We start from the raw sequence: 24525 nt of genomic DNA on the forward strand, positions 1-24525 counted from the left end.
TGACGCGGCAGACGGTGCTCCGCGAGGGTTCCTACAGGCCGAGCTCGACCTCGAACTCGCCGGCCTCGAGGATCGCCTTGACGGCCGAGAGGTACCGGGCCGCGTCCGCGCCGTCCACCAGGCGGTGGTCGTAGGACAGGGTCAGGTACGTCATGTCGCGGATGCCGATGTTCGTGCCCTCGGCGGTCTCGATGACCACCGGGCGCTTGACCGTCGCGCCGATGCCCAGGATGGCGACCTGGTTCGGGGGCACGATGACCGTGTCGAACAGCGCACCGCGCGAGCCGGTGTTGCTGATGGTGAAGGTCGCGCCCGACAGCTCGTCCGGCGTGATCTTGTTGCCGCGGACCTTGGAGGCCAGGTCGGCGGTGGCCTTGGAGATGCCCGCCAGGTTGAGGTCACCGGCACCCTTGATGACCGGGGTCATCAGGCCCTTCTCGGAGTCCACGGCGATGCCGATGTTCTCCGAGTCGAAGTAGGTGATGGTGCCCTCGTCCTCGTTGATCCGGGCGTTGACGACCGCGTGGGCCTTCAGCGCCTGGGCCGCGGCCTTGACGAAGAACGGCATCGGGGACAGCTTGACGCCCTCGCGGGCGAGGAAGCCGGCCTTGGCCTTCTCGCGCAGCTTCATGATCTTGGTGATGTCCACCTCGACCACGGAGCTGAGCTGCGCCTGCGAGTGCAGGGCCTTCATCATGTTGTCGCCGATGACCTTGCGCATGCGGGTCATCTTGACGGTCTGGCCACGCAGCTCGGAGACCGCGGCGGCCGGAGCCTTGGCGGCCGGAGCGGCAGCAGCCGGAGCGGCAGCGGCGGCCTTGGCGGCCTCGGCGGCGGCCAGGACGTCCTGCTTGCGGATGCGGCCACCGACACCGGTGCCCGAGACCGCGGACAGGTTGACGCCGGACTCCGTGGCGAGCTTGCGCACCAGCGGGGTCACGTAGGCACCCTCGTCACCGGCGGAGACCGGGGCGGCGGGGGCGACCGGAGCGACCGGAGCCGGGGCGGCGACCGGAGCCGGAGCGGCCACGGGAGCCGGAGCGGCAACCGGGGCGGCCACGGGGGCCGGGGCGGCAACCGGGGCCGGAGCGGCCACGGGAGCCGGAGCGGCGACCGGAGCCGGGGCGGCGGCGGCCGGAGCGGCCGCGGGAGCCGCGCCCGCCGCGCCGATGACGGCCAGACGCGCGCCGACCTCGGCGTTCTCGTCCTCGGCGACCAGGATCTCCAGCAGGACGCCGGCGACCGGGGCGGGGATCTCGGTGTCGACCTTGTCGGTCGAGACCTCCAGCAGCGGCTCGTCGGCCTCGACCGACTCGCCGACCTGCTTCAGCCAGCGGGTGACGGTGCCCTCGGTGACGGACTCGCCCAGCGCGGGGAGCACGACATCGGTACCGGCGGCGGCCGGAGCCGGAGCGGCAGCGGCCGGGGCCTCGGCGACCGGGGCGGGGGCCGCGGGGGCCTCCACGACCGGAGCCGGAGCGGCCGGGGCCTCGGCGGCCGGAGCGGCGGCCGGAGCCGGCGCGCCCGAACCGTCGTCGATGACGGCCAGCTCGGCGCCGACCTCGACGGTCTCGTCCTCGGCGACCTTGATGGAGGCCAGGATGCCCGACACGGGGGACGGGATCTCGGTGTCGACCTTGTCGGTCGAGACCTCGAGCAGCGGCTCGTCGGCCTCGACGCGCTCGCCCTCGGCCTTCAGCCAACGGGTGACAGTGCCCTCAGTGACGCTCTCACCGAGCGCCGGAAGGGTTACGGAAACCGACATGGTTTCAGTTGCTCCTAACGGAAAGTGCGGAAGTGGTCGTCGCGCCCAGTGACGAATTAGTCGTGTGCGTGCAGCGGCTTGCCGGCGAGTGCCAGGTGAGCCTCGCCCATCGCCTCGTTCTGCGTCGGGTGCGCGTGGATGAGCTGCGCGACCTCGGCCGGCAGGGCTTCCCAGTTGTAGATCAGCTGGGCCTCGCCGACCTGCTCGCCCATCCGGTCACCGACCATGTGGACGCCGACCACGGCACCGTCCTTGACCTGGACGAGCTTGATCTCGCCCGCGGTCTTCAGGATCTTGCTCCTGCCGTTGCCCGCCAGGTTGTACTTGAGGGCCACGACCTTGTCCGCGCCGTAGATCTCCTTGGCCTTGGCCTCGGTGATGCCGACGGAGGCGACCTCGGGGTGGCAGTACGTGACGCGCGGCACACCGTCGTAGTCGATCGGGACGGCCTTGAGGCCGGCCAGACGCTCCGCCACCAGGATGCCCTCGGCGAAGCCGACGTGCGCGAGCTGGAGGGTCGGGGCGAGGTCGCCGACGGCCGAGATGGTCGGCACGTTGGTCTGCATGTACTCGTCGACCACGACGTAGCCGCGGTCCATCGCGACGCCCTGCTCCTCGTAGCCCAGACCCTGGGAGACGGGGCCGCGGCCGATCGCGACCAGCAGCACCTCCGCCTCGAAGGTCTTGCCGTCGGCCAGGGTGACCCGCACGCCGTTCTCGGTGTACTCGGCCTTGTCGAAGAAGGTGCCGAGGTTGAACTTGATGCCCCGCTTGCGGAACGCGCGCTCCAGCAGCTTGGAGCTGTTCTCGTCCTCGACCGGCACGAGGTGCTTGAGGCCCTCGATGATGGTGACGTCGGTGCCGAAGGACTTCCACGCCGAGGCGAACTCGACGCCGATGACGCCGCCGCCCAGGACGATGGCGGACTCGGGCACGCGGTCCAGGACCAGCGCGTGGTCCGAGGAGATGATGCGGTTGCCGTCGATGTTCAGGCCCGGCAGCGAGCGCGGCACGGAGCCGGTCGCCAGGAGCACGTGGCGGCCCTGGATGCGCTGGCCGTTCACGTCGACGGAAGTCGGCGAGGAGAGGCGGCCCTCACCCTCGATGTAGGTCAGCTTGCGCGAGGCGACCAGACCCTGCAGGCCCTTGTACAGGCCCGCGATGATGTCGTCCTTGTACTTGTGCACACCCGCGATGTCGATGCCCTCGAAGGTGGCCTTGACACCGAACTGGGCGGCCTCGCGGGCCTGGTCCGCGATCTCGCCCGCGTGCAGCAGAGCCTTCGTGGGGATGCAGCCGTTGTGCAGGCAGGTGCCGCCGAGCTTGTTCTTCTCGATCAGGGCAACGTCCAGACCCAGCTGGGATGCGCGCAGTGCCGCGGCGTAACCGCCACTGCCGCCACCGAGGATCACTAGGTCGAAAACGGTGCTGGCGTCGTTCGCCACGTCACGTCCTCCATGCATGTGCGCCGAGCACCGGTCCTCTGTGACCGGGCGGCGGCTGGTATACGGCCGCTTTTTCTTCGGCCCTGTGGTGGGGGCCCTGTCCTGCCGAGAACCCATCTTCGCATTTGTCGGCGGAACGCGGGACGCCGGGCCTGCCCTCAGTCAGGTCGTTCTGCCCGAACCGGGGGTTACTGCGGCGTAGAAACCTACGGATTTCGTTGGCAGCGAACGGGCCCCGGCCGCGATCAGAAAATCTGATCATGACCGGGGCCCGTGTGGAGCCGGGACTCCGGGTGTCAGCCCAGGTCGCCCGTGGCGGTGCGCTCGGCCAGCCGGACCAGGGTCCGGACGGCGGAGCCGGTGCCGCCCTTGGGGGTGTAGCCGAACGGGGCGCCCTCGTGGAAGGCGGGGCCCGCGATGTCGAGGTGGGCCCAGGTGATGCCCTCGCCGACGAACTCCTGCAGGAAGAGGCCGGCCACCAGGCCGCCGCCCATCCGGACACCCATGTTGGCGATGTCGGCGGTGGGGGAGTCCATGGACTTGCGCAGGTCCTCGGGGAGCGGCATCGGCCAGGAGGCCTCGCCGACCTCCTCGGCGATCTCGTGGATCGAGGTCCGGAAGGCGTCGTCGTTGGCCATGATGCCGAAGGTGCGGTCGCCCAGGGCCATCACCATGGCGCCGGTCAGGGTCGCCACGTCGACGATCGCGTCCGGGTTCTCCTCGGAGGCCTTGGTCAGCGCGTCGCCCAGGACCAGGCGGCCCTCGGCGTCCGTGTTGAGCACCTCGACCGTCTTGCCGCTGTACATGCGCAGCACGTCGCCGGGCTTGGTGGCCGAGCCGGAGGGCATGTTCTCGGCGAGCGCGAGCCAGCCGGTGACGTTGACCTGGAGGCCGAGCTTGGCGGCCGCGACCACGGAGGCGAAGACGGCAGCCGCGCCGGCCATGTCGCACTTCATCGTCTCGTTGTGGCCGGCCGGCTTCAGGGAGATGCCGCCGGAGTCGTAGGTGATGCCCTTGCCGACGAAGGCGAGGGTCTTCTCCGCCTTGGCGTGGGTGTAGGAGAGCTTCACCAGGCGCGGCGGGTTCTCGGAGCCCTTGCCGACACCCATGATGCCGCCGTAGCCGCCCTTGACCAGGGCCTTCTCGTCCAGGACCTGGACCTTGATGCCGTTCTCCTTCGCGGCCGCGCCGGCGACCGCGGCGAAGGCCTCGGGGGTGAGGTCGTTCGGCGGGGTGTTGACGAGGTCACGGGCGATGTTGATCTCGGTCGCGACGATCGTGGCGCGCTCGGCCGCGGCCTTGTGCTCCTTGTCGCGCGGCTTGGCGCCGAGCAGGGCGATCTCGGCGAGCGGCTGCTTCGGGCCGCCGTTCTTGCCCGAGGCCTTCTTCTCGCCGCCCTGGTAGGCGGTGAAGGCGTACGCGCCCAGCAGCGCGCCCTCGGCCACGGCCGTGACGGCGGAGGCGTCGTCGAGCGGCAGCGCGAAGGCGGCCTTCTTGGTGCCGTGCAGGGCACGGGCGGCGGCGCCGGCGGCGCGGCGCAGCGCCTCCTCGTCGTAGGACTCGTCCGCGTCGGGAAGGGCGCCCAGTCCGACCGCCAGCACGAGCGGGACCTTGAGGCCGTCCGGCGCCGGCAGCTTGGTGGTCTCGCCTTCGGCGCCCGAGGCACCGAGCGCGTCGAGCACGGCGGCGAGCTTGCCGTCGTACGCCTTGTCCACGGCCTCGGCGCCCGCGGCGACGACGGGGCCCTTGGGGCCCTTCGCCACGCCGACGACGAGGGCGTCGGCGCGCAGCGTCGCCGGTCCGGCAGTGCTGAGAGTCAGAGCAGTCACGGTGGTGAATTCTCGCTTCCGTTTTGGTGGTGTGGGCCGAGTGGGTGGACGGCCGTCCGTAGCGATCGTATTCGGGCCCGATGGCCGCCGGAAACGAGCCTACGCGCACGTACTCGTCCGCACGCCACTCGAAGGTTTGGCAAGTTGTTCGAGCACGAGGTCGTCAGGTTCACCCATCTGTGGCCTCTGTTCCACGTTTGCCCCTCCGACCTGACGAGGTCCGAAACACTCGGACCACTCTCGCAAGGGGACGCGGGGTTCCTTTGCATCATTTCCACAGAAGCCTCCCCGGTCCGGCCCAACGCCACGGGCCGAAGGCGAGGATCTGCGGGGGGAAAGGCCGAAATGGTCCACAAGAACCGGATGAACAGGCTCGCCGCCGTCTGCCTCGCGGCCGCCATAGCATCCGTCGCGGTACCCGCTGTCACCGCGCACGCCGCGGTGACGCCGCGGATCGACCTGCGGGTGCTCGTCGTCGACGACGGCGGGAGCTCGGTCGAGGCGATCACGGCGGAGCTCCGCGACACGGGAGTTCCGTACACCCGGATCGACCTGGGCAGCGGGAGCCGCCCGGTCGTCAACGCGGCGTTCCTCGCCGACACGGTCGACGGCCGGCCGCGCGCCAAGTTCCAGGGCGTGGTGCTGCCGAACGAGAGCCCGTTCGGGGAGGGCTCGGCCGAAATGGCCGCGCTCACCGCGTACGAGACGGCGTACGGGATCCGCCAGGTCGACGCCTACACCTGGGCGCACCCGGGCGTAGGCCTGGAGTACACCGACAACGGCGGCTACAGCGGCACCCTCGACGGCACTCCGGCCGCCGTCACCGCCGCCGGCAAGGCGGGCCCCTTCGGCTACCTCGGGGGGCAGGTGGAGTTCGAGGACAACTCGCCGCTGATCCCCGAGAGCTACGGGTTCATGGCCAAGCCGCGCCCGGGATACACCAGTTACCTCGACGCCCCGGTCGGCTCCGGGCGGGCCTCGCTCGTGGGCGAGTACACCCACGACGGGCGCAGCGAGCTGGTCGTCACCTTCGGCTACAACCAGCACCAGCGGCAGTTCCGGCTGCTGGCCAGGGGCATCGTCGAGTGGGTCACCCAGGGGGTCCACCTCGGCCAGGAGCGCAACTACTTCGCGGTCCACGTCGACGACGTCTTCGCCCCCGACGCCCGCTGGAACAAGGACCTGAACTGCACCCCGGGCGACTACGCCTGCCCCGGCGGCGAGGGCCAGGAGTCCACGATCCGGATGACGGCCGCGGACGCCGTGTACGCGGCGCAGTGGCAGACCTCCAAGAACTTCAAGCTCGACATGCTCTTCAACGGCGGCGCCGGCGAGGAGTGGAAGGCCGAGCACGGCGGCGTCGACGCCCTGACCGCGCAGCTCGTCGCCGACCGGGCGAAGTACCGGTGGATGAACCACACCTTCACCCACCCCTTCCTCGGCTGCGTCCAGGACACCACCACCGTCCCGTGGACCTGCACGAAGAACGCCCAGGGCGCCGTCAACTGGATGAGCCGCGCCGAGATCTCGGCGCAGATCCGCGACAACAACAACTGGGCGGCCTCCAAGGGCATCGCCACCGACCGGACCGAGCTCGTCACCGGTGAGCACTCGGGCCTGAAGACCAACCCGCAGCAGGCCCAGGACAACCCCAACCTGGCCGGCGCGCTCGCCGACAACGGCGTGAAATGGGCGGGCAGCGACAACTCCCGCGAGCCCGACCAGCGGGCGGTCGGCGCCGCGCTGACCGTCCCCCGGCACCCGATGAACGTGTACTACAACACGGGCACCAACGCCGAGATGGCCGACGAGTACAACTGGATCTACACCAGCCGGGCCGACGGCGGCAGCGGCATCTGCGAGGACAACCCCGGCACCTCCACCTGCCTGCCGGACCCCCTCGACGCCCAGACGGGCTACCTGGACTACATCGTCCCGGCCGAGGCCAGGACCGCCCTGCGGCACGTCCTGAACAACGACCCGCGCCCGCACTACGTCCACCAGTCCAACCTCGCCGAGGACCGCACGCTCTACCCGGTGCTGAACCAGGTGCTCGACACCTACCGCACCCTCTACGCGCCCTCCGCGCCGATCGTGAACCAGAGCATGAAGGACACCGGCGTGGAGCTCCAGCGCCGCGCCGCCTGGAACGCGGCGGTCGCCGCCAACCAGGTCACCGCCTACCGCATCGGCAAGGTCGTCACCGTCAAGGCGCCCTCCGGAGTCGTGGCCCCGGTCACCGCTCCCACCGGCACCAGGAAGCAGCTCCTGCTCGGCACAGCGGAGTTCGGCACCGCCTACGCCGGCACCCGCTCCACGTGGACGGCTCCCGAACTGCTCCAGAGCGCCGTCACGCTGAACCTGCCCTGACGCTCCACCTGCCCTGACGTTCCAGGTGCCGCGAGCGCACCTGCCGGGCACGCACGTCACAAGACAGCCACGCGTACCACCTAGCGCCGGCGCTCCGCCAACCACGGGCGCCGGCCCCTTTTCCGTCCTTGGGGGGACACACCGCATGAGCCATGGGCGCCATGTCACCATGCTCACCGAAGGCACCTACCCGCACGTCCACGGGGGCGTCAGCACATGGTGCGACCAACTGGTCCGCGGCATGCCGGAGGTCGACTTCAACGTCATAGCCCTGACCGGCTCCGGACGCGAGCCGGTCACCTGGGAACTGCCGCGCAACGTCTACCGCCACACCAGCGTCCCCCTCTGGGGCGCTCCGCCGGCCCGCAGACTCCGCTCCGGCCTGCGGGGCAAGGCCAAACGCCGCTTCGCCGAGACCTACGAGACCTTCCTGCTCTCCCTGCTCGACCCCGCGCGCGGCGGATTCTCCGCCTCCCTGCGCGAGCTGGCCCTGCTGGCCCGCTCCGGGCGGCTCGCCGCGGCCCTGCGCTCCGAATCGGTGCTGCGGCTGCTGATGACCGTCTGGACCCGCCCCGGCCTGGCCACCGCCGCCGCCGAGCCCACCATCCACGACGCGCTCACCGCCACCGACCTGCTGGAACACGCCCTGCGCCCGCTGTCCGTGCGGATCCCGCCCGACAGCGTCGCGCACGCCGTCAGCAGCGGACTGGCCACCCTCCCGGCGCTCGCCGCCAAGTACCTCGACCAGGTGCCCTTCCTCCTCACCGAGCACGGCATCTACCTCCGCGAGCGCTACCTCGGCTACCGCAGCGCCGAACAGCGCTGGCCCGTCAAGGCGCTCATGCTCGGCTTCTACCGCGAGCTCAACACCGAGGGCTACCGCCAGGCCGACCTGATCACCCCGTGCAACCAGTACAACCGTCGCTGGGAGGAGCGCGGGGGAGCCGACGCCGAGCGGATCCGCACCGTCTACAACGGCGTCGACCCGCACGCCTTCCCCGAGGCCGGCCCCGAGCCGGAGGTCCCCACCCTCAGCTGGTGCGGCCGCATCGACCCCATCAAGGACCTCGAAACCCTCGTGCGGGCCTACGCCTTCATGCGCGAGGAGCTCCCCGCCCTGCGGCTGCGGCTCTTCGGCCCGGTCCCGGCCGGCTGCGAGGACTACAAGCTCAAGCTGGAGAAGCTCGCCGCCGAACTGGGCGTGAGCGACGGGATCACCTACGAGGGCCGCATCGACGACGTGGCCCGGGCCTACGGGGCCGGCTCCGTCGTGATGCTCTCCTCCATCAGCGAGGGCTTCCCCTTCTCCATCATCGAGGCCATGTCCTGCGGCCGCACCACCGTCTCCACCGACGTGGGCGGGGTCCGCGAGGCCGTCGGCGACACCGGCCTCGTCGTCCCGCCGCGCGAGCCCGAGACCATGGCCCGCGCCACCCTCGCCCTGCTCCGCGACGACGAACGCCGCGCGGAACTGGGCCGGATGTCCCGCAAGCGGGTGGTGGAGAAGTTCACCCTCCACCAGTCCGTGGACGGCTTCCGCCATATCTACCGCGAGCTCGCCGGCCAGCCCGTCCTGCCCGTCCACGTGGGCGACGAGTGGACCCAGCGCCTCGCCGACCCCTGGTACAAGGAACTCGCCGCCGACGGGAGCCTGTGGTGAGCGGATCGCTCTGGCTCAAGCCGCCCGGCCCGGACGGGGCCTGGGTGCCCGTCGGCCACGCAGCGGCCGCCGGCCGCGGCACGGCGCCCGCCGCGGCCGCCGCCGACGCCCTGCCCGGCATCCCCCGGCCGCGCCGCGAAGGACATGAAGGACGCGACGGACAAGACGGGCGTGACGGGCCGGCCCCCGACCCGATGGACGAACTCGCCGAACGCCTCGACGGGTTCATCGCCGCCGCCGTCCACCCCGACGAGATCGCCGCCGTCCTGGAATCCGACGGGATGACTGACGAGCACATCCGCCTCGCCTACGGGCGCCAGGACTCCTTCGGCCTCGCCGAGGAGCTCTACGCCCGGGTGCCCCGCTCCTTCCCGGAGCCCGACCGGGTCCCCGACCCCTGGAAGGTCCCCCTCACCGCCTGCCTCCTGCGCGGGCTGATCTTCGCCCTGCCCGGCCTCGCCTACCTGCTGGGCGCCCCCCTCCTGGAGGGGCCGCAGGACCGGCTGGGGCTGCCCGCCGGGACGCTCACCCTGCTCGCCGGGGCCCTCATCGGCTGGGTCTGGGACCAGACCCTGTCCCACCGCGCCTACTCCTGGCTCGGCCTCGGCGACCGGGCCGCCGCCGGGCGGACCCTGCTCGCCGGAGCCCCCGCGGGGGCCCTCCTGGGCACCGCCGCCGCGCTCGCGGTACCCGGCGGGCCCCCCTTCTCCTACGCCTTCGCCGCCGGTCAGGCCCTGTACGTCGGGGCCGCCACCGTCCTGCTCGTCCTCGGGCGGGAGCGGCTGCTCCTGGCCGCGCTCGCACCGATGGCCGCCGGGGCGCTGCTCTCCCTCGCCCTGGAACTGCCCGTCCCCGTCCGGGTGTTCCTGCTGGCGGTCTCCCTCCTGGCCGCCTGCGCGCTGGCCGTACGGGAACTGCCGCTGGCCGACGGCGTACGGGCCCTCGTGCTCCGCGTCCGCGGCTGGACGCAGCACCGGCCGGGCGAACGCGGCCCGGTGCGCTGGCAGATGCTGCGCGGCGCCGAGGAGGAGTACGGGCCGCGCGGGCCCCGGCTGGCGGACTCCGTCCCCTACGGGGTGTTCGGCCTCGGCACCGGTCTGCTCGTGCTGTACGCCGCCCTCGGGGAGGTGCTCGCCGGCGGCCCCGCCGAGGCGGTCGCCGCCCCCTCGGCGGTGGCGCTCACCCTCAGCATGGGCCCCGCCGAATGGCTGCTCCACCGGTTCCGCAGCGGCAGCCTCGCCGGGCTGCGCGCCGCCCGCTCGCCCCGGCAGTTCCGGCTGCGGATGCTCTCCGCCCTGGCCCGGTGCCTCGCCGTGTACCTGGCGGTGCTGCTGGCCCTCGGCATCACCGGAACCCTGCTCTGGCCCGGCGCGCCCGGCCTGACCGGGGTCCGGGTCGCCACCCTGCTGCTGCTCGGCGCCGTGATGTGGACCGGGCTGCTCCTGCAGTCCTTCGGGGCGGTCCGGCCCGCCGCGGTGGTCTGCGCCTCGGCCGCCGTCGCGCAGAGCCTGGCCCTGCTCCTGGGCCTCGGCCACCCGCGCGCCGTGCAGCTGGCCGTCGCCGGAGCCGCGGCGCTCGCGCTGGGCACCCTCGTCTGCCTGCTGCTCGGCCGCGCCACGGCCCACCGCTGAGGCCCGGCGGCAGACCCCGTACACCCCCGATGCACGTGACCCCGTACCCGTACCCGTACGAGAAGAAGGACCCCATGCTCCTGGTGCCCCTCTACGAGCACCCCGCCGACCGCCCCGAGTACTGGGAGCGGCTCATCTGCTCCCCGGGCCGACTGCACTCCGTGGTGCTCAACCCCGCCAGCGGGCCGGGCGAGGCCCCCGACGAGCGGTTCGCCGCCGTGTCGGCGCGGCTGCGCGAGGCCGGGGTGCCCGTCCTCGGGTACGCCGACACCGACTACGGGCGCCGCCCGCACGCCGCCGTGGTCCAGGACCTGCTGCGCCACCGCGACTGGTACGCCGTCGACGGGACCTTCCTGGACCAGGCGGCGGCCGGCCCGGAGTGCCTGGCGCACTACCGGCGGCTCGTCGTCGCGGCGCGGGCCGCCGGGGCCCGTACCGTCGTCCTCAACCACGGAGTGCACCCGCACCCGGACTACGCCGAACTCGCCGACCTGCTCGTCACCTTCGAGGGGCCCTGGGACGCCTACCGGGACGCGGCCGCCGCGCCCCCGTGGACCGCGGACCATCCCGCCCACCGGTTCTGCCACCTCGTCTACGCCGTCCCGCCGGGCGCCCCGGCCGCCGCACTCGCCGAGCGGCTGGCGGCCCAGCGGGGGGCCGGGGTGCACTGCGCGGTCCCGGGGACCGGCGCGCACCCGTGGGGGACCCTGCCGTACGCCCTGGAGGCCGCCGGATGAGACGCCCGTCCGCAGGCCGCCGCCTGCTGTTCCTCGGCGCCGTCGCCGTGCTGCTGCTCGCGGCCTGCACCTCGGCCCCGGACGACGACGAGGAGCAGCCGGAGGACTTCTCGCCCGCCCCGGCGCCCGGGGAGCGCTGGCAGCCGGCCCCCGGGGTCAGCTGGCAGTGGCAGATCACCGGGAAGCTGGACACCTCGGTGAAGGCGGCGGTCTACGACATCGACGGGTTCACCACCACCAAGGAGCAGGTCGCCGGGCTGAAGGCGGCCGGCCGCCGGACCATCTGCTACCTCTCCACCGGCGCCTGGGAGGACTTCCGGCCGGACGCCGCGGCCTTCCCGCGGTCGATGATCGGGGAGGGCAACGGCTGGGAGGGCGAGCGCTGGCTCGACATCCGGCGGCTCGCGGAACTGGAACCGCTGATGGCCAAGCGGTTCGACATGTGCCGCGACAAGGGCTTCGACGCAGTGGAGCCGGACAACATGGACGCCTACCGCAACAAGTCCGGCTTCCCGCTCACCGCCGGGGACCAGCTGAACTACAACCGGCTGATCGTGCGGCTCGCCCACGACCGGGGCCTGTCGGTCGGGCTGAAGAACGACCTGGACCAGATCCCCGAGCTGGTGGGGGACTTCGACTTCGCGGTCAACGAACAGTGCGCGCAGTACGACGAGTGCGCCCGGCTGACCCCGTTCATCCTGGCGGGCAAGGCGGTCTTCCACGTGGAGTACGAGCTCCCGGCCGGCCGGTTCTGCGCCGCTACGACCGCGCTGAAGCTCAGCTCGCTGGAGAAGAAGTACGACCTCGGCGCCTGGCGGAAGGCCTGCTGAAGCCCGGCCGCCGGCCCGTCCGCCCCTCAGCCCACCGGAAGGATGGCGTGCACCCGGTAGCCGCCCCCGAAGCGGGGTCCGGCGAAGCAGGAGCCGCCCAGGGCCACGGCCCGCTCGCGCATGCCGAGCAGGCCGTGCCCGCCGCCGGGGTCGCGGGGTTCCGGCGAGGGGTCCGCCGCGGAGCCGCCGTCGTCCAGCACGGTCACCTCCACCGAGCCGCCCACCCGCACCACGCTGACCTCGGCGCCGGCTCCGGGACCGGCGTGCTTGCGGACGTTGGTCAGCGCCTCCTGGATCACCCGGTAGGCCGCGAGGTCCACGGCGGCGGGCAGCGGGACCGCGGCCGCCGGGCCCAGCTGGACCATCACCTTCACCGGGAGCCCGGCGTTGCGGAAGGTGCCCACGAGGTCGTCGAGGACGGCCAGCCCGGGCGCCGGTTCGGTCGGCGCCTCCGGGTCGCCGGACTGGCGCAGCAGCCCGACGGTCGCCCGCAGCTCGTTCAGGGCCGAGCGGCTGGCGTCCCGTACGTGCGCCAGCGCCTCCTTGGCCTGGTCCGGGCGCTTGTCCATGACGTGCGCGGCCACGCCCGCCTGCACGTTGACCAGGGCGATGTGGTGGGCCACCACGTCGTGCAGGTCCCGGGCGATCCGCAGCCGCTCCTCGGCGACCCGCCTGCGGGCCTCCTCCTCGCGGGTCCGCTCGGCGCGCTCGGCCCGCTCCTGGATGGCGTCGATGAAGGCCCGCCGGCTGCGCACCGCGTCCCCGGCGGCCGCGGCCATGCCGGTCCAGGCGAAGATGCCCAGGTTCTCCTGCGCGTACCAGGGCAGCGGCCCGGCCAGCATGGCCACGCCCGTCAGCCCGGCCATGGTGATCAGGCCGAGCTTCCAGGTGGTGGGCCGGTCGGTGCGGGAGGCCACCGTGTACAGGGCGATCACCGTGCACATGGCGACGGGCGCCCGCGGCTCCCCGGTGGTCAGCTCCAGCAGCGAGAGCCCGATGGTCACGGCCAGCACCGCGCGGGGCCGCCGGCGCCGCAGCACCAGGGCGCCCGCGCCGAGCACGATGAGGACCAGCGAGAACGGCTCGGGGGTGCGGGTGCCGAAGGTCGGCCCGTGCTCCCCGTGCGGGTCGGCGAAGGACCCGACGACCATGGCGACGAGCGCCCCGAGCGCCAGGAGGGCGTCGGTGGCCAGCGGATGGTCCCGCATCCACTGCCGCGTCGGAGCGAGCGGCCCGAGGTGTGTCGTCACCCCGATACGGTACGGCCCCGCGCGCCCGGTCAGACCCGGGGCGGTGGCACGGGAGGCGTCCCGGGCGGCGGCGGGGGAGGGGCAGCGGCCGCCGGCCGCCCCAGCGGGGCGCGGGAGCGCTCCGGGCCCCACAGGGCGCGGACCAGGCAGATCACCATCACCGAGGCGATGGCGGCCAGGTGTTCTTTGCCCGCCAGGTTGTCCTTGAAGAGCAGTTCGCCGATCATCACCAGGACCACGAGGGAGCCGGTCAGGTAGGCCCGGTACCGCCAGCAGACGTAGACGGCGAGCCCGACCACCGCCGCCGAGGGCCCGGTGTCGTTGACGATCCGGTCCGTCGCGGGCAGGCCGAAGGGGTGGTCGGGGCCGAGCGAGAGCCCGATCCGCGCGTACGTGGTCCCGGCCAGGGTGGCCACGTAGCCGATGACCAGCGTGCGCCACCAGCCAACGCAGATCTCCGCGATCCCGAAGACGAGCAGGATCTGCGCGAGCGCCCCCCACACCGGCAGGTCCAGCGCCGGCACGAACAGCGACAGCGGGGTCCGCAGCAGGGCCAGCCAGAGCGGGTCGACGGCTTTGACCGACCCGAGGTTCTGGACAGGCTGGAAGCCCCATGACGTCTGCTGGACGATCTGGAAGACGGCGGTCAGGCAGACCGCGCCGAGGGTCATCGGGACGGCCCGCCACTTGTCGCGGACGAGCGCGTCCCGGACCGTCCGGTACAGGGGCCCCCACTCGCGGTCGGCGAACCGCCGCAGTGAGGAGGTGGTCAACGCTTGCTCTCCAGATGTCTGCGGTGCATCCACTTCGGCAGCCCGGGTGCTTCCAGGAAGCCCTCGGCCCGGCCCGCAGCGATGCCGATCCGCAGCAGGTCCGAGCTCTTCTCGAAGAGCATGAACCGCGGTTCCCAGATCGGCCGGTATTTGGCGTTGGCCCGGTAGAGGGACTCGATCTGCCACCAGCGCGAGAAGAAGCTCAGCAGCGAGCGCCACAGACGCAGCACCGGACCGGCGCCGAGCTTCGACCCGCGCTCGAAGACGGACCGGAACATCGCGAAGTTGAGGGAGACCTGCGTGACCCCGATCTCCTTTGACCGCTCCAGGAGTTCGATGACCATGAACTCCATCAGACCGTTCTCGGAATCCCGGTCACGGCGCATCAGGTCCAGCGACAGCCCCTTGGGTCCCCAGGGCACGAAGGACAGCACGGCGCGCAGCTCGCCCTCGCCGTCGAAGCACTCCAGCATCACGCACTGGCCGTCGTCGGGATCGCCCAGCCGGCCCAGTGCCATGGAGAAGCCGCGCTCGGTCGCGCCGTCGCGCCAGTCGTCGGCGCGCAGCAGGAGGACGTCCATCTCCTCGGCCGGGATGTCGGCGTGGCGGCGGATGCGGACGGTGTACCCGGCCCGCTTGACGCGGTTGTACGCCTGGCGGACGGTGCGCATGGCCCGGCCCTCCAGGGTGAACTCGTCGGTCTCGACGATGGCCTCGTCGCCCAGCTCCAGCGCGTCCAGTCCGTGCCGGGCGTAGATCTGCCCGGCCTCCTCGCTCGCGCCCATCACGGCGGGCACCCAGCCGTGCTCGCGGGCCTCGGCCAGCCACGGGTCGATGGCGCCGGGCCAGGCCTCGGGGTCGCCGATCGGGTCGCCGGAGGCCAGCGAGACCCCGCCGACGACGCGGTAGGTGACCGCCGCCTTGCCGGTGGGGGACCAGATGACGGACTTCTCGCGGCGCAGCGCGAAGTAGCCCAGCGAGTCCCGGTTTCCGTGCCGGGCGAGCAGCAGCCGCAGCTTCTCCTCGTCCTCCTCGGTGATCGGGTCCACGGCGCGGCGCGAGCGGAAGGCCGCGAACAGCACGGCGAGCAGCAGCAGCGTCGACATCACGTTGATCGCGACGTCCACCCAGCCCGGCGTGGTGATCGCGTTGTACGCCTTGTCGTCGGGGGCCAGGGTGACCAGCCGCATCACGCCGTACCGCCAGCGGGCCAGGAAGGTGGCGTCGGCGGCGTCCGGGTCGGTGTTGGTCGCGCCGACGACCAGGGCGGCGACCAGCGAGGTCACCAGCAGGCCGACGGAGGCGACCAGACTGGCCAGCAGCGGGTTGGAGCGGTCGCCCTTGGCGTAGAACTCCCGGCGGCCCAGCAGCAGGGCGCCGAAGAAGAGCGCGGTCAGCCCGAAGGCCACCCAGTTCTGCGGGTGGACGCGGAACTCCGGGTAGCAGAACTCGTACGAGCCCCCGGAGCACGGGGTGAAGGAGGCGACGGCCGCCATCGCGAAGGCCGCCAGGAGCAGCCCGCTGAGCACGAGGTTCAGGATCCAGGCCGCGCGCTTGCGGCGGCCCATGGTGACGGTGAGCAGCAGCGAGAACGCCGCGGAGGCGAAGCCCGCCGTGAGCAGGTACGGAGTGTAGAAATCGGCGGTGCTGTGCCGGCGCAGGTCCTGGCCGAGCGAGAACCACACCGCGCTGAGCAGGTTGACGAAGGTGACGGCGCGCAAGTACCAGACCGCGAAGGTGGCGCTGCGCCGCGAGCGGACGCTGCCCCGGCCGGTCTCCCGGGTGTTCCCCTGACCGGCGGACGCGGTTCCCGGCGTGCTGCCCTGTGTGCTGCCCTGGGTGTTTCCTTGCTGGCTTCCTTGCGGGTTCCCCCGCCCGCCCCCCGGGTTGTTTCTGCCGTTCGGATCCCCACCGGTTCCTCGGTCGGTCTTCCGATCGGACTCTGCGCTGGTCAAACGGACCTCTCCCATAAAAAGCGATGATATGGGGCATCGCGGTCCGTGCTGGACTCCCGGAGGCCGCGGCCTGGTCAAGGCCGCGGGCTCCGGTGACTCACTCGGTGGGCTCGGCCGCCCGTTCGGGGAGTTCCGCCGCGAGTGCGGCGGCCGCCTGGACGAGGGGGAGAGCCAGCAGCGCCCCGGTTCCTTCTCCCACAGTGACGCCGTGGTCGAGCACGGGGTTGAGCGCCATCCGGTCCAGGGCCTTTGCCTGGCCGGGCTCCCCGCTGGCCTGCCCGGCCAGCCACCAGTCCGGGGCGCGGAAGGCGGCCCGCTGGGCCACCAGCCCGCAGGCCGCCGAGACGACCCCGTCGAGGATCACGGGGGTGCGGCGCACCGCGCACTGGAGCAGGAAGCCGGTGATCGCCGCGACGTCGGCGCCGCCGACGGTGGCGAGCAGCGCGACCTGATCCCCGAGGACGGGCCGGGCGCGTCGCAGCGCGTCGCGGATCGCCGCGCACTTGCGCATCCAGGTCAGATCGTCGATCGGCATGCCGCCGCGGCCGGTGACCACGGAGGCGTCGGTACCGCACAGGGCGGCGACCAGGGTCGCGGCGACCGTGGTCCCGCCGACGCTCAGGTCGCCGAGGACGACCAGGTCGGTGCCGGAGTCGGCCTCCTCGTCGGCGATCCGCATCCCGAGCCGCAGCGCGTCGGAGGCCTCCTCGGCGGTGAGCGCGTCCTCCACGTCGATCCGCCCGCTGCCGGCGCGGATCCGGTGCCGGGTGATCTCCTCCGGCAGCAGCTCCGGATCGCACGCCAAGCCGGCGTCCACGATCCGTACGGAGGCCCCGAGCCGCCCGGCCAGCACCGACACCGGGCTCCGGCCGTCGAGGACGGCCCGCACCAGCTCGTGGGCGCTGCCGGCGGGACGGACGGAGACCCCCTCGGAGGCCACCCCGTGGTCGGCGGCGAACAGCACGACGCGCGGCCGCTCGATCGGCCTGACCGGCACCCGGCCCTGCGCGGCGGCGAGCCACTCGGCGAGTTCGTCGAGCCGCCCCAGCGCCCCGACCGGCACGGCCAGCCGTTCACGGCGTTCCTCGGCGTCACGCCGGACGCCCCCGTCGGGGCGCTCGATCAGATCGGAGAAGTCGTCGAGATTCAGCGTGGTCATCTGCCAGAGGGTACAGCGGAGCCCTGCGGGGCCCGAACGGTCCTCACACCCCGGGGCGTTGCCGTCGCCGGGCCGGGCCGCGTGCGGCGCGCCGACGGGCCGCGACCCCGTTCGAGGGCCCGGGTGCCGCGCCCCGCACGGCTACTGCTTCAGGGCCAGTGCCTGCCCCGCCACCACCAGGAGGACGTGCTCGCACTCCCCGGCGACCCCCGCGTTCAGCCGCCCCAGCTCGTCCCGGAACCGCCGCCCCGCCGCCGTCGCGGGAACGACCCCGGAGCCGACCTCGTTGCTGACCAGCACCACCTGCCGGCGGGTGGCCCGGACCGCCGCCACCAGTTCACCGACGCGCGCGGCCAGCTCCTTGCTCCCCCCTTCCGCCCAGACGGAGTCGTCCCAGGCGCCGGCCCGGTCCATCGCGTCCGTCAGCCACAGCGCCAGGCAGTCGATGAGCAGCGCCGGCCCGGTCTGCTCCAGCAGCGGCACCAGATCGCAGGTCTCCACCGTCCGCCAGGACGCCGCCCTGCGCTCGCGGTGGAGCCCGATCCGCGCGGCCCACTCCGGGTCGCCCTCGCGCGTACCGCCGGTGGCCACGTAGACGACCTCCGGGTAGCCGGCGAGCCTGCGCTCGGCCTCGTACGACTTGCCCGACCGGGCCCCGCCCAGGACCAGGGTCCGCCGCGGCACCTCGGGCGCCGGCCGGTACTCCCCGGCCGCCACCGTGGTCCCGTCCGCCACCGTCCGCGTGCCCGCGGCCGCGCACCGGCGCTCCAGTTCGGCCCCCGGCGGGGTGTCGTGGTCCAGGTGGACCGCGATCACGTCGGTCGCCGGCCCCACCGCGCCGCTGGCCCGCAGCCGCGCCAGCGCCTCCGGCCGGCCGAGCACGTCCGCGAGGACCACGTCGTACGGGCGCCGCCCACTGGTGCCCGAGGTCCCGGCCGGGGCCCCGCCCGGCGGCAGGTACAGCATCCGGGCACCGTCCGGCCCGGTCACCTCGTAGCCGGTGCCCGGCGCGTCCATCGGCACGGCCCGCACCCGGTGCCCGGAGATCACCGCGAGCTCCCGCCCGTCCGGCACCCGCCCGGCCGCCGGCAGCCCCGGCGGCAGCTCGACGGCGGGGCCGTCGTGCGGATGGGTCAGCAGGACCTGCCGTACGGCGGCCAGCGAATGCCCCGCCCGGGCGCCGGCGAGCACCGCCCCGGGGGTCAGGTCCAGCAGCAGCGCCCCGTCCACGAGCACGGAGGTGGCGGCGCGCGCCCGGGGCCCCACGGAGAGCGCGCACGCGGCGCAGGGACAGCCGGGGCGGGGCAGTCCTTCGGGTGTGCCGGTGCCGAGCAGAGTGAGTTCCACAGGATGATCCTCCCGCGTCGCCGGGACTGCTGCGCGCCCGGTTAGTCTGCGGGCACACTCAAGGCGAGAAGCGTGTGAGAAGCGGACGAGCAACGGAGGCGGACATGGCGTGGACGTGGCGGTTCGAGACGGCCGACGGCAGTGAGACGAGCCCGTCGGTGGTGCCGGAGGAGTTCACCACGCAGGGGGACGCCGAATCCTGGATCGGCGAGTACTGGAAGGACCTGCTGGAGGGCGGTACCGAACAGGTGAAGCTGTCCGACGACAACGGGGTCCAGCTCTACACGATGAGCCTGCGCGAGGCCGCTGAACTCTGACCGGCGCTGCCCGGGTACGCGAGAGCCCGGACCCCCTCAGGGGGGTCCGGGCTCCGCTGTGTCCACGGCCCGCGCCCTCAGCCCCGTACGCCGCACAGGTGCAGCAGCGCGGCGACCCCGCGGTACGGGTCGGTCCGCCCGGCGCGGTCCTCGGCGGCGAGCAGCCGCTCCAGTTCCGCGTCGGCGGGGAGCTTGTCGCCGGCCTCGGTGCCGTCGGTGAAGACGCGCACCCCGTACCAGGTCTGCAGCGGGGCGCCGATCCCCGACAGGGTCGCGGTCAGCGTGGCCAGCCGGTCGGCGCGCACGTCCAGGCCCAGCCGGTTCGTGTAGTCGACGCCGTCGAAGGCAGCCAGCGCGGCCGTCCAGTCGCCGTGCAGGCCGGGCCGCATGGCGAGGGCGTCGCCGTTGCGCACCAGCAGGGACAGCAGTCCGCCGGGGGCCAGCATCCGGGCGAGCCCGGCGAGCATGGCGTCCGGCTCGGGCACGTACATCAGGACGCCGTGGCAGAGCACGACGTCGAAGCTGCCCGGCAGGAAGTGCGCTCCGGTCTCCCGGCCGTCGCCCTCCATGAGGCGGACGCGGTCGCGGATCCCGGGGGGCTCGGCGGCCAGCACCTCACGGGCGACGGCCAGCATGTCCGGGTCCTGCTCCAGCCCGGTCACCATGTGCCCGGCGCGGGCCAGGCGCAGCGCCTGCGTGCCCTGGCCCATGCCGACGTCGAGGACGCGCAGCCGCTGCCCCACGGGGAAGCGGTGCGCGATCTGCTCGTCGACCTGACGGCCGACGAGCTCCTGGCGCACCGCGTTGCGGAGCCCGCCGAGGCCTTCCAGCCACAACCGGGCCCCGTCCGCGAAGCCACCCCCGCCGAACGCTCCGGGCGTTCCTCGGCTCAGGGCCGTTCCCCGCGCTTGACCTGCGGCTTCGGCAGACGGAGCCGGCGCATCTGGAGGGTGCGCATCAGGCCGTACGCGACGGCGCCGCGCTTGGGCTCGTTCGGGAAGCGCTGGTTCAGGGCCTTGCGCAGGCGGATGAACATGCCGATGGAGTCGACGATGATCAGCGCGATCACGCCGAGCCACAGCAGGAGCGCGATGTTCTGGATGGACGGCACCCGCACCATGCTCAGCACCAGGATGATCACGGCCAGCGGCAGGAACATCTCGGCGACGGAGAAGCGGGAGTCCACGAAGTCGCGCACGTAGCGGCGCACGGGACCCTTGTCGCGGTTGGGCAGGTAACGCTCGTCGCCATTGGCGAGGGCCTCGCGCTGCTTGGTCATCTCGACCCGGCGGCGCTCACGAGCCCGCTTGGCATCCTCCTTGCGATTGCCGGTCGAGGCCACCACGGCCTTGCGCTGCGACTGGGCCACAGCACGCTTCGGCGTCGGGCGGCCCTTCGGGGCCTGAGGGTCACGGGACTGCGAGAGGTCGGCGCTCACCTTGTCGGTGGCGGCGTCCTTCTCTTCCTTGGAGGATCGGCTACCAAACACAAAACCCAAGGGTACGTGGTTGTGGGCACGCGCCCCATCCCGGAGGGGAACGATCCGGCAACGGCGGGCGTCCTTCCTGAGGGAAGCACCTACTCCTTACGCCTGACACGGCGGAAGCGCAGTCGTCCTGGAGGAGGAGCGCATCCCCGCTCGAACAGTGCGGTAATAGAGGCAGGGCCCGTACTGTGGGTCTTGTTGGTGACCTGGAGCACAGTCCGTCTAGAAGGGGGCGCGCGAAGCCCATGAGCGGTGTCATGAAGCGTATGGGGATGATCTTCCGCGCGAAGGCGAACAAGGCCCTGGACCGGGCCGAGGACCCGCGCGAGACCCTCGACTACTCGTACCAGAAGCAGCTGGAGCTGCTCCAGAAGGTGCGCCGCGGCGTCGCCGACGTGGCGACCTCCCGCAAGCGCCTGGAGCTGCAGCTCAACCAGCTCCAGGGCCAGTCCAGCAAGCTGGAGGACCAGGGCCGCAAGGCGCTGGCGCTGGGCCGCGAGGACCTGGCCCGCGAGGCCCTGTCCCGCCGCGCCTCGCTGCAGCAGCAGGTCAGCGACCTGGAGGTGCAGCACCAGACCCTCCAGGGCGAGGAGGAGAAGCTGACGCTGGCCGCGCAGCGGCTCCAGGCCAAGGTGGACGCCTTCCGCACGAAGAAGGAGACCATCAAGGCCACGTACACGGCGGCCCAGGCGCAGACGCGGATCGCCGAGTCCTTCTCCGGCATCTCCGAGGAGATGAGCGACGTCGGCCTCGCCATCCAGCGGGCCGAGGACAAGACGGCGCAGCTCCAGGCCCGCGCCGGCGCGATCGACGAGCTACTCGCCTCCGGCGCCCTCGACGACCAGAGCGGCCTCGGCTCCAAGGACGACATCCAGGCCGAGCTGGACCGCCTCTCCGGCGGGACGGACGTGGAGCTGGAGCTCCAGCGGATGAAGGCCGAGCTGGCGGGCGGCCCCTCCGCCCAGCAGCAGGCCATCGAGGGCGGCGCCCCCGGCGCCGGCCAGCAGCCGCAGACCCAGCACCGGTTCGACAAGCAGTAGGACGGGGCCCGTCATGATTGTCCGCATCATGGGGGAAGGTCAGGTGAAGCTGGCGGACAGCCACTTCACCGAGCTCAACAAGCTGGACGACGAGCTGCTCGCGGAGATGGAGAGCGGCGACGAGGAGGGGTTCCGGCGCACGCTGGGCGAGCTGCTCGACGCCGTGCGGCGGCTCGGCGAGCCGCTCCCCGACGAGGCGCTGGAGCCGTCCGAGCTGATCCTGCCCGCCCCCGACGCCTCCCTGGACGAGGTGCGGGCGATGCTGAGCGACGACGGGCTGATCCCGGGCTGACCCCGGGCTGGCGGCCGAGCCGTCAGTCCGGGTCCTTCGCGGCGGGCCGTCCCTCCCCGTCCGGGGTCCCGCCGATGAAGTTCTCGAACCTGCGCCGCGGCGAGGCCCACCGGCGGTCGTGGTGGAAGGCCCGCAGCCCGGCCTTGGCGCGGGCCTTCGGGCGGTTCGCGTAGAACTTCTTGGCGTACGGGGAAGCGGGCCGGGCCAGCCGGATCGCCCCGATGAGCGCCACGAAGGGGATGACCACGCCGAAGAACGCGGTGCGCGCCTTGCCCTTCCACAGGGCGATCAGGGCGAGGAAGAAGTTGGTGGCCGTGTTCATGGCGACCAGTCCGCGGTTGTGCCGCTCGTCCTCGGTGAGGTCGTTGACCCCGAAGGGCAGGAAGCCGCCCAGCACCAGCGCCACGATCGCCGCCGTCAGGACCACGATCTCCACGCTCTTGCGGCCCTGCTCGCTCCAGTAGACGTCGTCCAGGTGCAGGATCAGCGCGAACTCGTCCAGCACCAGCCCCGCGCCCAGCCCGAAGATCACGGCCGACAGGCCCGCCCCGAAGCTGTGCCGGGCGCTGCCGATCGCGCCGAAGCCGCCGATGATCACGAGGATCACGCCGGGGACCACGTGGTGGATGTGGAGCCCGCCCGGGGTGACGTTCTTGAAGGGCCCCCGGCCCGCCCGGATCATGCGGGTGATCATGCGGGTGACCAGGAAGGACAGGACGAAGGAGACCAGCGCGAGGAGCAGCGGGAGCTTCCCCGGCTCCACAATGTTGCGATACCACCAGTGACCCATGCCACCACCTCCCGATTTGGGGTGTTATGGGTAACTTACCGGTCCGGTCGAGCGGGTAGCGTTCGCGCCGATGACAGATTCGTACGAAGGCCCGCCCCTGACCCCGCCCCCGGACCGGGCCTCGCTGCTCGACGGGGTCCGCTTCGCCTTCGGCACCCTCACCGTGCTGCCCACCCGCATCACCCGCTGGGACCGCCCCGCCGCCCGCACGGGCATGGTCTGCGCCCCGCTCGCCGGGCTCGTCGTGGGGCTCCTCGCGGCCGTGCCCGGGGTGCTCCTGCTGGTGTGCGGCGCCGGTCCGCTGCTCTCCGCGGCCGTCACCGTCGCCGTCCCGGCGGCCCTGACCCGGGCCCTGCACCTGGACGGCCTCGCCGACACGGCGGACGGACTGGGCAGCGCCAAGCCGGCCGACGCCGCGCTGCGCATCATGAAGCAGTCCGACATCGGGCCCTTCGGGGTGGTGGTGCTGGTGTTCGGCCTGCTGGTCCAGGTCGCGGCGCTGGCGGACGTCTACGCCGACAGCTGGATCCGGGGCGCCCTGGCCGCCGTCGTCGCGGCCGTCACCGCCCGGCTCGCCATGACCCTGGCCTCGCGCGACGGGATCCCCCCGGCCCGCCCCGAGGGACTGGGCGCGGCGGTCGCCGGAGCGGTCCCGCGCGGGGCGGCCGCCGCGGTCGCCGGGCTCGTGGTGGTCCTGGCCGCCGCCGCGGCGCTGCCGCTGGGCCTGCCCGCCGCCGCGCAGCACACCGCGGCGGTCCTGGCCGCCCTGCTGACGGCGGAGGCCCTGCTCCGCCGCTGCGTGCGCCGCTTCGACGGGGTCACCGGCGACGTGTTCGGAGCCCTGGCCGAGGTCTCGGCGACGACGGCCCTGCTCGTACTGGCCCTGGGCTAGGCCGTCTCTTCCGGATCTTGCCTGGCCCGCGTCGTCCGGCACCGCACCTCGCCGCGCTGCAGGGGCACCCGAGTACGTCCAGTACGCGGGAGCCCCTGCAGCGCGCCGAGGCACGGCACCGGACGACGCGGGCCTGACCGGCAAGATCCGGAAGAGACGGCCTGGGCGGCCCCCCTCCCGGATCCGGTCCCGCCGCGCGGGACGACGTAGGGTCGGGGCGTGGAAACGACCCCGAACCAGGCCCCGACGCCCATCCGGGTGCTCCTCGCCGACGACCAGGCCCTGCTGCGCAGCGCGTTCAAGGTGCTCGTCGACTCCGAGGCCGACATGTGTGTCGTCGGGGAGGCCTCCGACGGGGCGCAGGCCTTCGAACTGGCGCGCGCGGCCCGGCCCGACGTGGTGCTCATGGACATCCGGATGCCCGGCACCGACGGCCTCGCCGCCACCCGGCTGATCAGCGCCGACCCCGAACTGGCCGACGTCCGCGTGGTGATGCTGACGACCTTCGAGGTGGACGAGTACGTGGCGGCGGCCCTGCGGGCGGGCGCCTCCGGGTTCCTCGGCAAGGGGGCCGAGCCCGAGGAGCTGCTCAACGCCATCCGCGTCGCGGCCGCCGGGGACGCACTGCTCTCCCCGGCCGCCACCAAGGGGCTCATCGCCACCTTCCTCGCGCAGGGCGGCGGCGACGAGGCCACCGCCCCCGCCGAGAGCGCCGCCCACGTGACGCGCCTGGCCGCGCTGACCGGACGCGAGCGCGAGGTCCTCGTCCTCGTGGCGGCGGGTCTGTCGAACGACGAGATCGCCCGCCGGCTGGAGGTCAGCCCGCTCACCGTCAAGACCCACGTGAACCGGGCCATGTCCAAGCTCGGCGCCCGCGACAGGGCGCAATTGGTGGTCATTGCCTACGAATCGGGACTGGTCCGGCCGAGAGCCGAGTAGGCCGCAGCAGTTCGGAGT

The 24525-nt window shown here is 72.9% G+C and carries 21 protein-coding genes; 10 read left to right on the top strand and 11 right to left on the bottom strand.

Features of this window, described 5'->3' with window-relative positions:
- Nucleotides 1–31: 31 nt before the first annotated feature.
- The 3 genes from sucB to NLX94_RS16105 form a co-directional block, all read right to left on the bottom strand.
- On the bottom strand, nucleotides 32–1765 hold the full coding sequence (gene sucB, locus NLX94_RS16095) for a 2-oxoglutarate dehydrogenase, E2 component, dihydrolipoamide succinyltransferase (RefSeq protein ID WP_254383423.1): 1734 nt from the start codon (nucleotides 1763–1765) through the stop codon (nucleotides 32–34).
- A gap of 56 nt (nucleotides 1766–1821) precedes the next feature.
- Nucleotides 1822–3210, bottom strand: coding sequence for a dihydrolipoyl dehydrogenase (gene lpdA / locus NLX94_RS16100; RefSeq protein ID WP_254383424.1), 1389 nt, complete (start codon nucleotides 3208–3210; stop codon nucleotides 1822–1824).
- 296 nt (nucleotides 3211–3506) lie between these two features.
- Nucleotides 3507–5039, bottom strand: coding sequence for a leucyl aminopeptidase (locus tag NLX94_RS16105; protein WP_254383426.1), 1533 nt, complete (start codon nucleotides 5037–5039; stop codon nucleotides 3507–3509).
- Between the two features lie 345 nt (nucleotides 5040–5384).
- On the opposite strand from NLX94_RS16105, the gene NLX94_RS16110 reads away from it, so the two are divergent.
- The 5 genes from NLX94_RS16110 to NLX94_RS16130 all read left to right on the top strand — a co-directional run bounded on the left by NLX94_RS16110 (nucleotide 5385) and on the right by NLX94_RS16130 (nucleotide 12267).
- The gene (locus NLX94_RS16110; RefSeq protein ID WP_254383427.1) at nucleotides 5385–7409 is read left to right on the top strand and encodes a hypothetical protein; all 2025 of its coding nucleotides are present in this window, start codon (nucleotides 5385–5387) and stop codon (nucleotides 7407–7409) included.
- 145 nt (nucleotides 7410–7554) lie between these two features.
- The gene (gene pelF, locus NLX94_RS16115; protein ID WP_254383429.1) at nucleotides 7555–9069 is read left to right on the top strand and encodes a GT4 family glycosyltransferase PelF; all 1515 of its coding nucleotides are present in this window, start codon (nucleotides 7555–7557) and stop codon (nucleotides 9067–9069) included.
- Nucleotides 9066–10700 carry a hypothetical protein gene (locus tag NLX94_RS16120; RefSeq protein WP_254383431.1) on the top strand — a complete coding sequence of 545 codons (1635 nt, stop codon included), beginning with the start codon at nucleotides 9066–9068 and terminating at the stop codon, nucleotides 10698–10700. Before pelF ends, NLX94_RS16120 begins: the two co-directional genes overlap by 4 nt.
- Nucleotides 10701–10729: 29 nt before the next feature.
- Entirely contained in the window at nucleotides 10730–11437 is a 708-nt protein-coding gene (locus NLX94_RS16125) for a spherulation-specific family 4 protein (protein ID WP_254383433.1), read from the top strand.
- Nucleotides 11434–12267 (top strand): endo alpha-1,4 polygalactosaminidase, encoded by an 834-nt coding sequence (locus NLX94_RS16130; protein ID WP_254383434.1) that lies wholly within the window; start codon nucleotides 11434–11436, stop codon nucleotides 12265–12267. Before NLX94_RS16125 ends, NLX94_RS16130 begins: the two co-directional genes overlap by 4 nt.
- 26 nt (nucleotides 12268–12293) lie before the next feature.
- Here NLX94_RS16130 and NLX94_RS16135 read toward each other — a convergent pair whose 3' ends face one another.
- The 5 genes from NLX94_RS16135 to NLX94_RS16155 all read right to left on the bottom strand — a co-directional run bounded on the left by NLX94_RS16135 (nucleotide 12294) and on the right by NLX94_RS16155 (nucleotide 18751).
- Nucleotides 12294–13475 carry a histidine kinase gene (locus NLX94_RS16135; protein ID WP_254383944.1) on the bottom strand — a complete coding sequence of 394 codons (1182 nt, stop codon included), beginning with the start codon at nucleotides 13473–13475 and terminating at the stop codon, nucleotides 12294–12296.
- Between the two features lie 71 nt (nucleotides 13476–13546).
- Nucleotides 13547–14290: a hypothetical protein gene (locus NLX94_RS16140; RefSeq protein WP_254383435.1), complete on the bottom strand. Its 744-nt coding sequence runs from the start codon at nucleotides 14288–14290 to the stop codon at nucleotides 13547–13549.
- Nucleotides 14287–16260, bottom strand: a complete 1974-nt coding sequence (locus tag NLX94_RS16145) for a phosphatidylglycerol lysyltransferase domain-containing protein (RefSeq protein WP_254383436.1) — start codon at nucleotides 16258–16260, stop codon at nucleotides 14287–14289. The genes NLX94_RS16140 and NLX94_RS16145 overlap by 4 nt, the downstream gene beginning before the upstream one ends.
- An 82-nt stretch (nucleotides 16261–16342) precedes the next feature.
- Nucleotides 16343–17404: a nicotinate-nucleotide--dimethylbenzimidazole phosphoribosyltransferase gene (gene cobT, locus NLX94_RS16150; RefSeq protein WP_254383437.1), complete on the bottom strand. Its 1062-nt coding sequence runs from the start codon at nucleotides 17402–17404 to the stop codon at nucleotides 16343–16345.
- Between the two features lie 141 nt (nucleotides 17405–17545).
- Complete coding sequence (locus NLX94_RS16155) at nucleotides 17546–18751, bottom strand: bifunctional adenosylcobinamide kinase/adenosylcobinamide-phosphate guanylyltransferase (RefSeq protein WP_254383438.1); 1206 nt, start codon at nucleotides 18749–18751, stop codon at nucleotides 17546–17548.
- 104 nt (nucleotides 18752–18855) lie between these two features.
- Here NLX94_RS16155 and NLX94_RS16160 point away from each other — a divergent pair, with 104 nt between their 5' ends.
- The gene (locus NLX94_RS16160) at nucleotides 18856–19068 is read left to right on the top strand and encodes a hypothetical protein (protein ID WP_250742535.1); all 213 of its coding nucleotides are present in this window, start codon (nucleotides 18856–18858) and stop codon (nucleotides 19066–19068) included.
- A 77-nt stretch (nucleotides 19069–19145) separates the two neighbouring features.
- Here NLX94_RS16160 and NLX94_RS16165 read toward each other — a convergent pair whose 3' ends face one another.
- Nucleotides 19146–19904, bottom strand: coding sequence for a class I SAM-dependent methyltransferase (locus NLX94_RS16165; RefSeq protein ID WP_374683966.1), 759 nt, complete (start codon nucleotides 19902–19904; stop codon nucleotides 19146–19148).
- Between the two features lie 53 nt (nucleotides 19905–19957).
- Nucleotides 19958–20557, bottom strand: coding sequence for a DUF3043 domain-containing protein (locus NLX94_RS16170; protein ID WP_254383439.1), 600 nt, complete (start codon nucleotides 20555–20557; stop codon nucleotides 19958–19960).
- A 242-nt stretch (nucleotides 20558–20799) separates the two neighbouring features.
- Between NLX94_RS16170 and NLX94_RS16175 the strand changes: the two genes are divergently transcribed.
- The gene (locus NLX94_RS16175; protein WP_254383440.1) at nucleotides 20800–21594 is read left to right on the top strand and encodes a PspA/IM30 family protein; all 795 of its coding nucleotides are present in this window, start codon (nucleotides 20800–20802) and stop codon (nucleotides 21592–21594) included.
- Nucleotides 21595–21607: 13 nt separating this feature from the next.
- Nucleotides 21608–21886, top strand: coding sequence for a hypothetical protein (locus tag NLX94_RS16180; RefSeq protein WP_254383442.1), 279 nt, complete (start codon nucleotides 21608–21610; stop codon nucleotides 21884–21886).
- 22 nt (nucleotides 21887–21908) lie between these two features.
- Here NLX94_RS16180 and NLX94_RS16185 read toward each other — a convergent pair whose 3' ends face one another.
- Nucleotides 21909–22676: a hypothetical protein gene (locus tag NLX94_RS16185; RefSeq protein WP_254383444.1), complete on the bottom strand. Its 768-nt coding sequence runs from the start codon at nucleotides 22674–22676 to the stop codon at nucleotides 21909–21911.
- 70 nt (nucleotides 22677–22746) lie between these two features.
- On the opposite strand from NLX94_RS16185, the gene NLX94_RS16190 reads away from it, so the two are divergent.
- Together NLX94_RS16190 and NLX94_RS16195 are read left to right on the top strand one after the other, a co-directional pair.
- The gene (locus NLX94_RS16190; RefSeq protein ID WP_254383446.1) at nucleotides 22747–23568 is read left to right on the top strand and encodes an adenosylcobinamide-GDP ribazoletransferase; all 822 of its coding nucleotides are present in this window, start codon (nucleotides 22747–22749) and stop codon (nucleotides 23566–23568) included.
- A 219-nt stretch (nucleotides 23569–23787) separates the two neighbouring features.
- Complete coding sequence (locus NLX94_RS16195) at nucleotides 23788–24507, top strand: response regulator transcription factor (RefSeq protein ID WP_254383448.1); 720 nt, start codon at nucleotides 23788–23790, stop codon at nucleotides 24505–24507.
- The last annotated feature ends 18 nt before the right edge of the window (nucleotides 24508–24525 follow it).

Origin of the sequence: Streptomyces sp. TBY4 (assembly GCF_024213195.1) — a bacterium.
GTDB lineage: Bacteria > Actinomycetota > Actinomycetes > Streptomycetales > Streptomycetaceae > Streptomyces.

Excerpts from the sequence above, each read along its gene's own strand:
- cobT (WP_254383437.1), bottom strand. The coding sequence starts at position 17,404 with ATGACCACGCTGAATCTCGACGACTTCTCCGATCTGATCGAGCGCCCC.
- NLX94_RS16125 (WP_254383433.1), top strand. The coding sequence starts at position 10,730 with ATGCACGTGACCCCGTACCCGTACCCGTACGAGAAGAAGGACCCCATG.
- sucB (WP_254383423.1), bottom strand. The coding sequence starts at position 1,765 with ATGTCGGTTTCCGTAACCCTTCCGGCGCTCGGTGAGAGCGTCACTGAG.
- NLX94_RS16160 (WP_250742535.1), top strand. The coding sequence starts at position 18,856 with ATGGCGTGGACGTGGCGGTTCGAGACGGCCGACGGCAGTGAGACGAGC.
- NLX94_RS16185 (WP_254383444.1), bottom strand. The coding sequence starts at position 22,676 with ATGGGTCACTGGTGGTATCGCAACATTGTGGAGCCGGGGAAGCTCCCG.
- NLX94_RS16175 (WP_254383440.1), top strand. The coding sequence starts at position 20,800 with ATGAGCGGTGTCATGAAGCGTATGGGGATGATCTTCCGCGCGAAGGCG.
- pelF (WP_254383429.1), top strand. The coding sequence starts at position 7,555 with ATGAGCCATGGGCGCCATGTCACCATGCTCACCGAAGGCACCTACCCG.
- NLX94_RS16130 (WP_254383434.1), top strand. The coding sequence starts at position 11,434 with ATGAGACGCCCGTCCGCAGGCCGCCGCCTGCTGTTCCTCGGCGCCGTC.
- NLX94_RS16180 (WP_254383442.1), top strand. The coding sequence starts at position 21,608 with ATGATTGTCCGCATCATGGGGGAAGGTCAGGTGAAGCTGGCGGACAGC.
- NLX94_RS16135 (WP_254383944.1), bottom strand. The coding sequence starts at position 13,475 with ATGCGGGACCATCCGCTGGCCACCGACGCCCTCCTGGCGCTCGGGGCG.
- NLX94_RS16145 (WP_254383436.1), bottom strand. The coding sequence starts at position 16,260 with ATGGGAGAGGTCCGTTTGACCAGCGCAGAGTCCGATCGGAAGACCGAC.
- NLX94_RS16190 (WP_254383446.1), top strand. The coding sequence starts at position 22,747 with ATGACAGATTCGTACGAAGGCCCGCCCCTGACCCCGCCCCCGGACCGG.
- NLX94_RS16110 (WP_254383427.1), top strand. The coding sequence starts at position 5,385 with ATGGTCCACAAGAACCGGATGAACAGGCTCGCCGCCGTCTGCCTCGCG.